The organism is Brevibacterium aurantiacum, assembly GCF_007558825.1.
GTDB lineage: Bacteria > Actinomycetota > Actinomycetes > Actinomycetales > Brevibacteriaceae > Brevibacterium > Brevibacterium aurantiacum_A.
In genome coordinates this window covers 181,034-193,344 of record NZ_VLTK01000009.1, presented here as the reverse complement: position 1 = coordinate 193,344, position 12,311 = coordinate 181,034, and the positions used below count along the sequence as shown (strand labels likewise).

Sequence of the window (12,311 nt, the reverse complement as noted above, 5' to 3'; positions counted from 1 at the left end):
GTACATTCACGTGTAGGTAACTCCCCGTTCTCTTCGGCACTGCAGGATGAGTCTGCTTGATCCTCGCGAGGCACAGTGGTTGTGCAGTGGATGAAATGACCAAAGGAACTTGAACACATGTCGAAACTTGTGACGAAGATGTTGGCAACAGGAGCGGCAGTGTCGATGTTGACGCTGCCGGGCGCCGCTCCTGCTGTTGCCTCGTCCCTTGGAGGTGATTCCGTCAGGGAAGCACCCGCCGAGGCGAGCCTCCCCGACCCATCCTCAGACAGCTCGTCACCAGATGACTCATCCGCCGCAGACGCCTCCGCTGCCGACGCCGACGCCGGTGCCGGCAGGCGCGGGGACAACACTGCAGACAAGACTGCGGACAAGGACGCCTCTGCTCAGGCGGCAGCCGAGGGCACCAAAGTCCAGCTGCTCAACATCACCGACTTCCACGGACGCATCGCCGAGGCCGGTACGCAGCTCGCCTCGGTCGTCGAAGAAGAGCGTGCGAATTATGCGGCTGAGGAAGGCACAGCCGGAACCGGGTTACTCTCTGCCGGTGACAACATCGGTGCCTCCACCTACGTCTCGTCTTCTCAGCAGGACACCCCGACGCTGGACGTACTCAACGCCATCGGCGCCCAGGCTTCGGCCGTCGGCAACCACGAGTTCGACCAGGGCATCGACGATCTGACCGGCAGAGTCTCCTCCGAATCGGATTTCCCCTACCTTGCCGCCAACGTCTACGACAAGGGCACCACCGACGTCGTCGACGGGCTCGAAGGCTATACGACGATCGATGTGGGCGGCGTGAAGGTCGCCGTCATCGGCGTCGTCACCAAGGACACCAAGTCGTTGGTCTCACCTGACGGCATCGCCGATCTCGATTTCGGTGACCCCACCGACGCCGTCAACCGTGTCGCCGATGAGATCGAGGCTCTGCCCGCTGGCGAACAGCCGGATATGACGGTCGTCGAGGCCCACCTCGGGGCCTCGAGCTCTGAGAGCCTGGGAGATGCGCAGGCCTCGAACGCCGAGTTCGACAAGCTCGTGACGCAAGCAGATGCGTCCGTCGACGTCCTCTTCACCGGCCACACCCACCTGCCGTACGCATTCGAGGCACCTGTGCCCGGTGAATCCGACCGGACTCGCCCCGTGATTGAGGCCGGCAGCTACGGCGAATACGTCGGCCAGGTCCAGCTCGAAGCCGATGCCGAGGGAAACTGGACGACCGAGAACTCCGATCTCATCAAAACGGCGGACAAGGACTACGATTCGCCCGTCGTCGATGAAGTCGCGAAGATCATCGCGGACGCCGACGAGAAGGCAAAGGTCCCAGGCTCTGTCGTTGCAGGTGAGATCAGTGAGGACATCACCCGCGCCACGAAGGACGGTGAGGAGGACCGCGGTGCGGAGAGCACCCTGGGCAACCTCGTCGCTGACGCCCTCAAAGACGGAGTCGAGGGCACACAGCTCGACGAGGCCGACTTCGGCATCACGAACCCGGGCGGACTGCGCACGGACCTCAGATGCGACGACATCTACAACACCGAGGACAAGTGCGAAGTCACGGCCGCTGAACTCAGCTCGGTCCTGCCCTTTGCCAATGATCATGGTGTCGTGACGATGCAGGGCTCCGATGTCATCGGTCTGTTCGAAGAGCAGTGGCAGCCAGCAGATGCCTCGCGGCCGTTCCTCCACCTTGGCATCTCCGATGAGCTCGAAGTCGTCTACGACTCCGATGCGGCCAAGGGCGAGCACGTGAAGTCGGTCGAGGTGGATGGTAAGAAGCTCGATCCGGACAAAGAGTACAGGGTCGCGACGCTGAGCTTCCTCGCCGCCGGGGGAGACAATTTCTCCTCCTTCGCCAAGGGCGACTTCGAACTCTCCGGACTCACTGACTTCGAGACCTGGGTCGACTTCTTCGAGAAGAGCACGGACGAGAACGAGAAGGTCTCGCCGGACAACGACGAACGCCAGGCCGATCTGACGAAGGACGTCATTGACAACGGTGACCTCACGGTCGATTTCGCTGCCCCCGACAATGGGATCGAGCCCGGTGAGAGCAAGGACTTCGTCCTCAACACCACTGCCGAGGCGGAGGTCCCAGGACCGGTGGACGTGACCGTTGACCTGCCCGAGGGATACACCGTCAGCGCCGCTGATTCCGGATCCGCCGAAGCCCAGAAGGCAGTGACGTCGGAGACGGCGAAGGCCCCTGAGGTGAAGGTCGACGCTGCGGCGAAGACGATGACCTTGGAATCGATCCCAGCCGGTGCCAGCGACGTCGCCATCAACGTCACCGCACCCGATGATGCCTCCGGTGAGGTCACCGTCGAGGTTGGTCTGAAGGCCGGCGAGGGCGAGTGGTGGGATGACAACCCGCTGCCGGTCAGCCACGAATTCGAGGCCACGGCACAGATCGGCGATGAGGCGAATGCGGCGGCTGGCGATGATGGCGGTGTCGATGGCGCATCTGACGGTGCAGGAGCGGATTCCGACGCTGATGGTGGTGCCGGTGGTGACAACGGAACCTCCGAGGCATCGGGATCGGGTGCGAATGGCGACGGCGCGAACGCGGACGTCTCTGGAGCCACCTCGGCGAATGCGGACGGCAGCGGAGCCGAGGCCGACGGTTCGAAGGACGGCGGGGATCTGCCTCGCACCGGCTTCGAAGCTCTGAATCTCGTGGCTGCGGCACTCGCACTCATCGTTGCAGGCAGCATGGCCGCGACCATGGTGCGTCGGCGCAAGACCGTCGGGTGAATCAGATGCTCAGCACCGGCTGAGCAGCGTCACCGGCCGAGCAGCGTCACCGACTGATGTCGAGCTGCCGGCGCTCAGGCGGGACTGGAGCATTCAGTCTGAGCGCCGCTGTCTGCCGTCTGCTTCGTCTCGAAGGTTTCGAGGTGGACGAGGACGGGGACGAGGAAGAGAATGCCCACGGCAGGGACGACGATTCCCGAGTCATTGATGATCGTGCCGACGCCCAGCAGGATGGCCAGGCTGATCATGCCCGCTCGCAGCAGTGGGATCCGGTGGTAGGCCTCGGTCATTCCCTGCAGAGAGAAGCGCTGCGGTTCCAGCGCCAGCCAGAACACGCCGATGATGACGAGCGGCAGGACCAACGTCATCCACGACTGGGTCAGGATGTCGATATTCATGCCGATCTTGCGGGCCAGCACGCTCAGGGCCTCGCCGCTGATGATGGAGTCGAAGAAGCGGCCGAAGTGGGTGCGCTGATCGGCGGGACGCAGCCAGTCGATGAACAGGACCGCCAGCATGACGAAGCCTGCGATGCCTACGGTCAGTCCCATGCGTTTGAGCGAGAATCGGATTCCCGCGGCCGCGAGGACGAGGTAAGCGACGCCGATGATCAGCGTCGGGACGGACCCGAACTTCGTGCCCAGTCCCGGGGCGGCCAGGATGACGCTCGAGACGAGGATCGGCACGGTGACGATGAGGATGCGCATGATCGGTCTCGTCGTCAGCGATGCGAAGCCGGCCACAGCCAGCAGCAGAGCGCAGCAGTAGAGCGCGAGTGCGGAATTGCCGATGCCGTAGAACCTCGATGCGATGAGCAGCGGTTCACCCAGCAGCGTTGACATCTGGAGCTGAGAACCGGTGATGACGTCGTAGGCGAGGACGAGGACCGTGACGACGCTGACGAAGAGCACAGGCCCGAGTTTGTATCCGCGCCACGGACCCAGCAGGGCGATGGCCCCGAGTATCAGTGCCCAGCCGGCCAAGGCTCCCAGCATCGCAATATCAGGGTTGGTCGCTCTCTCCCAGGGCACGGTGTTGACCAGATAGGTCGACACCGGCATTGCTGCGAAGACGATGCCTAATCGGTAGGCTCCGGAATGGACGAGGGTGCGATGGTTCTTGCGCAGGAACCAGGCCAGGACCAGCAGACCGACCATGAGAGAGGCGACGACGGGGAAGAACCAGGTGGACAGCTCGTTCTGGGTCTTCACCGCCACCTGACGGTCGAGAACGGCCTGGTAGCGCGACTCCCAGCTGCTGTCTGCGTTCTGGTTGGCCATCGGGGCGCCGGCCGCGTTATGCATGGCCTGCCCGTCGCTGAGTTCGACGAGCGTCGGGGCGATATCGGGCACCTGGATGAGGCCAGGTTGGCGAGTCGACGAAGAGCTCAGCAGTCCGGCAGTCCCTCCAGGACGCAGCATCATCGTCGACTGCATCGACGAGTTCTTGCCTGAACCGTCGGCGATCGATGAGAAGATGATCGGCGAGGTGCCTGCGGTCAGACGTTCGGGGTCGTCACCGTCGACCCAGCCGGCGGCTGCCAGAATCTCTCCGACGTGTTTGTCGAGGGCCTTGAGCGAGTAACCGTCCGAGGTGGTGTCGCCGAGATCGACGAGTGTGAGTTCACCGTTGAGTGAGGCCCGATTCGCCTTCTGGGCCAAGTTGTCGCCGATAGGTGACCAGTCGTCGAGTTTGCCCCTGTGATCGGCCGCTGCGATGGCGGCACCGGGCCCGAAGGCAGCGATGTCGGGCACCGACTCCGCCAGATCGCCGAGGCCGGCGTCGTAGTTGTCGCTTCTCGCGACCTGGGCATAGACGTCCCAGTCGGCGACCCAGCCGTCGAGCGGCGGAGCCGGTTCGCGGCACTGTTCACGGGGTTCGTCGGCGGCTCGTCGTCCCGAACCCACGCCGAGCCAACCGTCGACGGGGCAGCTGGTCGCCCGTACGCTGCGGGGAGTGATCGTGCCGATCTGTCCGGTCTGCATCATCCTCCACAGATTCGGAGTGGTGCGCGGATCGAGGTCCTCGAAGCTGAAACCGGAGACGCCGATGAAGATCGGTCCCTTGCCCGCCGAGGCGGCTTCCGCTTCCGATGCGCTCTTTCCATCCATGCCCCGAGTCGGCGCGGCCTGGGTGACCTGCGGCATCCCGAGGACGAGCAGGGCGATGACGAAGAGGCCGAGCAGCATGCGCACGGACAGCGAGGGTGTTCTCATGCTCGATCAGCCTGCTCGCCAGCGACGGACTTCACTCCGACTTCCTCTTTCGCGTGTTCGGCGCTCAGTGCCAGCAGGTAGGGCAGGAGCACCATGGCACCCGTCGAAGGCACGGCGATGCCGGAGTCCGTGAGCACCAGCCCCACAGCCATTCCCGTAACTGCGGCGAGGAAGCCGAAGTGGACGTCCTGGTCCCAGAAGACCTGCGGCAGGCGTCCTCTCCACTTGTTCGCCAAACGACCGGCGCGACCGGTGGGAGCGATGCTGGGGAAGTGGAGCAGATAACGGAGGAAGAACAGGATGGCGATGACCGCGAGGGGAGTCACGATCGCCAGCGCCGGGTTGATCTGCATGATGTGGAGATTGGCGCCGAGCTTCCGTCCGACCACCTGCAGGGCCTCCCCGGTGACGATCTGGTCGAAGAAATTCCCGAAGTGCGACCTGGCCCCCGGTTCACGCAGCCAGTCGAGGAACGCGATGCCGATCAGCACGGCCAAGGAGGCCAGCCCGATGAGCATGAGGCGGAAGATGGAGAGGCGGACGCGGCTGACGAGAGCCAGCAGCACGAGAAGGCTGGCCAAGGTGGCGATCGTGCCGCCGAACTTCGCTCCCCAAGATGGATTTCCGGACACGAACACCGCAAGCAGTCCGAGGACGAGGGGAAGGACGAACACCATCCGGCGATGCCCCTTAGCCCGCAGCCAGGAGATCGCAAGCCCCAGGAAGATGAAGAGGCTGACGATGAAGATCGCCGCGCCCTGATTGCCCAGGCCGTAGTAGCGGCCGCCGACGATCGGGTTGTAACCCAGCAGAGAGTTCCCCTGCAGATGCGAACCGGTGATGAGGTCTGCGGAGAGGATGAGGAAGCTCAGCAGCGAGAGTGCGGCCACACGTCCGCGCCAGGTCCGACCCCACGGCGGAAGCAGTGAGGCACCGAAGAGCAGTGCGGCCGAGACTGCGATCGAGACACTGAGGCCGAACCCTGGGTGCGGGAGTCTGGCCCACGGGAACAGGCCGGCCAGGAATGCGCTCATCGGCAGGGTCGCCACCGCGAGTGAGGCCCAGGCGAGGAATCTGTGTACGGTCGGGGCGATCGTCGCACCGCCTCGGCGACCGAGGAGATTCCGACTCAGGAGGACCCCGCACAGGATGAACAGAAGATAGAAGGTGATGTCGAGGAACAGGGAGAACGTCGACAGGTGCTGGTAGATCGACGTCGCCTTCTGCGACTCGGACACAAGGTCGTCGATGCGTTCCTGCGGGTCGTCATCGGTGGGTGTGTTGTCGAAGGAGATGCCGCTGGGGGAGGAGACGCCGAACTGGTCGAGGATTCCCGGGGCGATGTCCGTGAGCTGCAGGAGACCGGGGGTGCGGGTGCTGGCCGAGGACAGGCTGCCTGGTTCGTAGCCGGGACCGGAAGCGATGAATGCACGCAGCTGCGGCAGACTCGAACTGTCGCCGAGGCCGGCGACCATGATCGTGGGCTCTTCGCTTCCCGGTGTCGCTGAATCGCGGACCTCCTCCAGCTTGGCGCCCAGACGTTCGTCGGCCTCGGCGACGCGTTCCTCGCGGTCGAAGAAGACGGGGACGGTGTAGGAGTAGTCGGGAATCGGATCGTAGAGCCAGGCCGAGGAGCCGATCGAGCCCAGATCGACGAGGTCGAGCCGGCAGTCCGCGGCCGCGGCGTCATCGGTGTAGTCGGCCACGATGCCGTTCTCGTCGGCCACGGCATAGGCCGCTCCCGGGCCCTCGGCGGTGACGCAGGATTTCCCCTGCTCTCGGACGAGGCGGGCGAGCATCCCGTAGTCCACCGAGTAGCCGGAGTCGACGTTCGGCTCTTTGATGGACTCGAAGTCCTCGATCGTCGCGGTTGCTGTGCCGTCGGCGGAACCGTCGGCGAGATCTTCATCACTCGATTTCTGTGGGCCGGCGCCTGATTTCGTGGCGTCATCCACATCATCCAGTGCCTTCTCCACGGCACCGTCACTGGTCGACGGTGCCCTCAAAGGCGGACAGGTGGCCCTGTTGCCTTCCTGTTCCGGATCGGTGGGTGGACCCGCCTGAGCGCGGGCGCCGGCGCCCATGGACAGCCAGCCGGAGCCGGGGCAGGTGGCCGAGCCGATGGTGCGCACATTGAGGTTGGCAGCCGAACCCTCGGAGAAGAGCTTGTAGAGGTTGGGCGTGCGCACCGGATCGATATCGTTGATGGTCAGACCGGGTATGCCGTAGACGATGGTCTTGCCCGCGGGGCCCTGGGCGGCTCCGGAATCCTCGCCCGATGTGCCGGTGTTTCCCGATGCTGCGGTGACTGACGATCCTGTGGTGCTCGCAGCCGATGCCGACGGCGATCCGGTGGCCGAGGACTCCTGGGCAACGGCGGCTGGTGACTGTGCCGGTCCGAGGATGAGGACCAAGAGCCCGAGGACTGATCCCAGCACCAGGAGTCTGAATGCGGGAAGGCGCGTGGGCAGAGGGGATGTAGGCGGCACAGCTCAATAGTATCGGCTCAGCTTTCCACCCGCTCTGGCACTGGCCTGAGCGTTTGCTCCGCGGGAGAGAATGCATGTATATTTGATTGTCGTTGTGTGTGTCCGTCGTGCTCCCTTACATAGCCTCATGCGTTGCAGGCCCGTAGGTGAGGGGACGACTTCGATGGACAGACCCGATTCAAGACAACGAGTGCCCTGACTCATCAGACTCACGACCGGATGAGTCATCAGCACTACACCAAGAGATACGAAAAGAAGGCTACTTTTGCGTACGTTCACACCCAAGCCCGGCGATATTGAGCGCCAGTGGCACGTCATTGACGCCACTGACCAGGTGCTCGGTCGTCTTGCTGCCCAGGTTGCACGCCTGTTGCGCGGCAAGCACAAGACCACCTTTGCTCCTCATGTCGACACCGGTGACTTCGTCATCATCATCAATGCAGACAAGGTCGCATTGACCGGTGCGAAGCTCGATCAGAAGCGCGCTTACCACCACTCGGGTTACCCGGGCGGTCTGAAGAGCGTCAACTACGCCGAGCTTCTCGCCACCAATCCCGAGCGCGCAGTCGAAAAGGCTGTCGGCGGTATGGTTCCGAAGACTCGTCTCGGACGTGCCCAGATGCAGAAGCTGAAGGTGTACCAGGGTGGAGAGCACCCACACGCCGCTCAGAATCCGCAGCCGTACGAACTCAGCCAGGTCGCGCAGTAAGCGCGTCCCAGCTCTAGACATACCGAGGAGAACCGTGGCTGAAGAAACCACCACTGCGACAGAATCTGTCGAAGAACCAACCGTCACCGAATACACGTCTGAGACCCCTGAGTCAGCTGGCCTGGGCGAGCAGACCGCTGGCGGACGCGGACAGTCCCTGACCGCTCCCGGCAGCGCAGTCGGACGTCGCAAGCAGGCAATTGCTCGCGTCCGTCTGGTCCCCGGATCCGGTGAATGGACCATCAACGGACGCACTCTCGAAGAGTACTTCCCGAACAAGCTGCACCAGCAGCTCGTCAACGAGCCCTTCCGCCTGCTCGACCTCGAAGGACGTTTCGACGTCATCGTGCGCATCGGCGGCGGCGGACCTTCCGGCCAGGCCGGAGCCGTTCGTCTGGGCATCGCCCGTTCGCTCAACCAGATCGACGAAGAGTCGAACCGTGCTGAGCTGAAGAAGGCAGGCTACCTGCGCCGCGACGCACGCGTCCCCGAGCGCAAGAAGGCCGGTCTCAAGAAGGCCCGTAAGGCACCTCAGTTCTCGAAGCGCTGATTCTGCTGTCAGGACTGCGCTTGGTCTGCCGCTGAGGCGCAGTCCCCGACAGTTCAGCTCGACGAACACCGCAATGCGGCCCCGAACCGGATTCGGGGCCGCATTTCGTGCATTCACCTGCTTTACGCTCCACTCTCGCCTGACACGGGCGGCGTCATTCCACGCCGACACGGGCGACACATCTCGTACCGATTTCGACCGTGGTACGGTCCGGCACCACCGCCTCGGCGGCGCTATGGACTAATATCGACGGGAAATTGAGGAAAGGACTTTCCATGACACGACTCTTCGGCACCGACGGTGTCCGTGGACTTGCCAACCGCGACATCTCCGCCCGGCTGGCGCTCCAACTCTCCGTTGCAGGCTCGCGGGTTCTGACCCGCGGTTGGCCGGAAGGCAAGCGCCCCTTCGCCGTCGTCGGCCGCGACACTCGAGTCTCCGGTGAGTTCCTCTCCGCTGCAATCTCTGCGGGCATCGCCTCCGCCGGAGTCGACGTGCTCGATGCGGGAATGCTGCCCACCCCCGGCATCGCCAGCGTCGTAGCGGACACCGGTGCCGCCTTCGGCGTCGTCATCTCCGCCTCCCACAATCCGATGCCGGACAACGGCATCAAGTTCTTCGCAGCAGGCGGGACGAAGCTCGATGACTCTGTCGAGGACTCGATCCTTGCGATCCTCGACGAGGACTGGGTTCGTCCCACCGGCGCCGAGGTGGGTCGCATTTCCCGTTATCCCGCCGCTGCCGACGAATACACGGAGAAGCTCGTAAGGTCCCTCGACGCCGAGGGCACACGTCCCCTGTCCGGGCTCAAGGTCGTCGTCGACTGCGCTCACGGTGCCGCGTCCATCGTCGGGCCCGCTGCCCTGCGCCAGGCCGGTGCCGAAGTCATCGTCTCCGCCGCCGAGCCCGATGGCTTCAACATCAACGACGGAGTCGGCTCCACTCACCTCGAACCGCTCCAGCGTCTCGTCGTCGAGACCCAGTCCGATCTGGGGGTGGCCTTCGACGGCGACGCCGACCGATGCCTGGCCGTGGACTCACTGGGCCGTGTCATCAACGGTGACCAGCTCATGGGCATTCTGGCGATCGGACTCAAGGAACTCGGCGAGCTGAAGGGCAACACGCTCGTGACGACCGTGATGTCGAACATCGGGCTCAGACATGCGATGGACAAGTACTCGATTGAGACCGTCCAGACCGCCGTCGGCGACCGCTACGTCCTCGAACGCATGCTGGCAGACGGCTTCGTCCTCGGAGGGGAGCAGTCCGGGCACGTGCTCATGCTCGACCATGGAACGACCGGCGACGGCGTGCAGACGGCTCTGCACCTGATGAAGCGCATGGCCGATTCGAAGCGCACGCTGGCCGACCTGGCTGCCGAGATCCCTCAGCTGCCCCAAGCGCTCGTCAACGTCAAGGGCGTCGACAAACACGGTGTGGACCACCCGAAGGTCACGGCCGAGATCAACGCCGTCGAGGCCGAACTCGAAGGCTCGGGTCGTGTGCTGCTGCGGGCCTCTGGCACCGAGGCGCTGATCCGCGTCATGGTCGAAGCTGAGACCGAAGACATCGCCCAGGCTCAGGCCGAACGTCTGGCCTCCAACGTCAGGGACAACCTGGGACTGTAGGAATTCGGAGATGCAGCAGAGGCCGCAGTCGCATACAGCGCTGCGGCCTCTGTCGTGCCACAGCTTCGTTCGCTGCTGCGCTCAGCTCGCGGCGAACTGGGTGGCGTAGAGCTCAGCGTAGCGACCGCCCAGGGCCAGCAGCTCGGCGTGGGAACCCGATTCGACGATGCGACCGGCCTCGACGACGAGGATCGTGTCGGCTTGCCGGATCGTGGAGAGCCTGTGCGCGATGACCATTGCGGTGCGGCCGCTCATGGCCCGAGACAGCGCCTGCTGGACTGCCGCTTCATTCGTCGAGTCCAAGGCGGAGGTCGCCTCATCGAGGACGACGACCTCTGGCGCGGCCAACAGCATCCGAGCGATCGTCAGACGCTGACGCTCGCCACCGGAGAGCCTGTAGCCGCGCTCACCGACGATCGTGTCTAGGCCATCGGGCAGCGAGGCGATGACGTCGTGGAGCTGCGCGCCGTCGATGGCCTCGTACAGTTCGGCATCCGTGGCCTCCGGCTTCGCCAAGGACAGGTTCGCCCGGATGGATTCGTGGAACACGTGCCCGTCCTGAGTGACCACGCCGACGGTGCTGCGCAGCGTCTGGGCCGACAGCTCGCGCACGTCGACCCCACCGATCGTGATCGACCCGGAGGTGACGTCGTAGAGACGGGGGAGCAGCGAGGCGATCGTCGACTTCCCGGCGCCCGAGGAGCCGACCAGGGCAACGGTGTGTCCAGCTGGGATCGTGAAGTTCAGGGCGTGCAGGACCTCGTCGCCGCCTCTGGTGTCGAGCACGGAGACGTCCTCGAGGCTGGCGAGGCTGACCTGTTCGGCGCTGGGGTAGGCGAAGTCGACGTTGGAGAACGTCACGTCAAGACCGCCGGAGGGCAGTGTTTTCGGTGCCTTTGGCTCCTTGATGAGGGGGACTAAGTCGAGGACCTCGAATACGCGCTGGAAGCTGACGACGGCGCTCATGATGTCCAGGCGAGCGTTGGCCAGCATGGTCAGCGGTGTATAGAGCCGGGTCAGGAGCAGCGCGAGGGTGACGACTTGGCCGGCGTTGAGGTTGCCCACGACCGCCTGGGCACCGCCGATGCCGTAGACGAGAGCCAAGGCGAGGGCGGAGACGAGGGTCAGCGAAGACACGAACGTCGACTGCAGCATGGCCACCTTGACGCCGATGTCGCGGACCTGAGCGGCACGGTCGGAGAACTCCTCGTTCTCGGTCTTGGGGTTGCCGAAGAGCTTGACCAGGGTCGCACCGCCCGCAGAGAACCGTTCGGTCATCCGCGTCGACATGCTCGCGGAGTTGTCTGCGGCCTGGAACTGCAGGGAGGCGAGCTTTCCGCTGAGCAGCTTGGTGGGGATGATGAAGAGCGGCAGCAGCAGGATCGACATGACGGTGACCTGCCAGGAGATGGTGACCATCACGCCGACGGTCAGCACCAGGGAGACGAAGTTGGACACGATGCCCGACAGCGTGTTGGAGAACGCACGCTGGGCTCCGATGACATCGGTGTTCAGACGTGAGACCAGGGCACCGGTGCGGGTGCGATTGAAGAACGCGATCGGCATCTTCTGCACATGGTCGTAGACCGCGGTGCGCAGATCGAAGATGAGACCCTCGCCGATCTGCGAAGAGAGGTATCTGTTGAAGATCGAGATCGCGGCGTCCGCGATCGCCAGACCTCCGATCGCCACGGCCAGCCAGATGACGGTCTCGACGGGTCCGCCACTGGTGATCGCGTTGACGACGTCACCGGCGAGGACGGGGTTGAGGACGCCGATGACGGCCGTGCCGACGGACAGTGTGAGGAAGACGATGAGCTTCTTCTTGTGTCTGGTCGCGAACGAGGCGATGCGACGGTAGGTCCCCGGCTTGATCGAGGTCTGCGGAGTTCTCTTGCTCGACACCGAGGTGTACATCACCCTGTGCGCTGACTGCATACTCATCTCGTCGCCTCCCTCACCCGG

General features: G+C 64.2%; 7 protein-coding genes. 4 read left to right on the top strand and 3 right to left on the bottom strand.

Annotated features, from left to right (window positions below):
• Positions 1–117: 117 nt before the first annotated feature.
• On the top strand, positions 118–2,754 hold the full coding sequence (locus FO013_RS15850) for a bifunctional metallophosphatase/5'-nucleotidase (protein WP_186293159.1): 2,637 nt from the start codon (positions 118–120) through the stop codon (positions 2,752–2,754).
• A gap of 74 nt (positions 2,755–2,828) precedes the next feature.
• On the opposite strand, the gene FO013_RS15845 is transcribed toward FO013_RS15850, so the two are convergent.
• Together FO013_RS15845 and FO013_RS15840 are read right to left on the bottom strand one after the other, a co-directional pair.
• Positions 2,829–4,970, bottom strand: a complete 2,142-nt coding sequence (locus FO013_RS15845; protein ID WP_143923517.1) for a hypothetical protein — start codon at positions 4,968–4,970, stop codon at positions 2,829–2,831.
• Positions 4,967–7,459: a hypothetical protein gene (locus tag FO013_RS15840; protein WP_186293158.1), complete on the bottom strand. Its 2,493-nt coding sequence runs from the start codon at positions 7,457–7,459 to the stop codon at positions 4,967–4,969. Before FO013_RS15840 ends, FO013_RS15845 begins: the two co-directional genes overlap by 4 nt.
• Positions 7,460–7,724: 265 nt before the next feature.
• On the opposite strand from FO013_RS15840, the gene rplM reads away from it, so the two are divergent.
• The 3 genes from rplM to glmM all read left to right on the top strand — a co-directional run bounded on the left by rplM (position 7,725) and on the right by glmM (position 10,346).
• Positions 7,725–8,168 (top strand): 50S ribosomal protein L13, encoded by a 444-nt coding sequence (gene rplM, locus FO013_RS15835; RefSeq protein ID WP_143923516.1) that lies wholly within the window; start codon positions 7,725–7,727, stop codon positions 8,166–8,168.
• A gap of 34 nt (positions 8,169–8,202) precedes the next feature.
• Entirely contained in the window at positions 8,203–8,718 is a 516-nt protein-coding gene (gene rpsI, locus FO013_RS15830) for a 30S ribosomal protein S9 (RefSeq protein WP_143923515.1), read from the top strand.
• 275 nt (positions 8,719–8,993) lie between these two features.
• The gene (gene glmM / locus FO013_RS15825) at positions 8,994–10,346 is read left to right on the top strand and encodes a phosphoglucosamine mutase (RefSeq protein ID WP_143923514.1); all 1,353 of its coding nucleotides are present in this window, start codon (positions 8,994–8,996) and stop codon (positions 10,344–10,346) included.
• Positions 10,347–10,427: 81 nt separating this feature from the next.
• On the opposite strand, the gene FO013_RS15820 is transcribed toward glmM, so the two are convergent.
• The gene (locus FO013_RS15820; RefSeq protein WP_143923513.1) at positions 10,428–12,290 is read right to left on the bottom strand and encodes an ABC transporter ATP-binding protein; all 1,863 of its coding nucleotides are present in this window, start codon (positions 12,288–12,290) and stop codon (positions 10,428–10,430) included.
• Positions 12,291–12,311 lie beyond the last annotated feature (21 nt).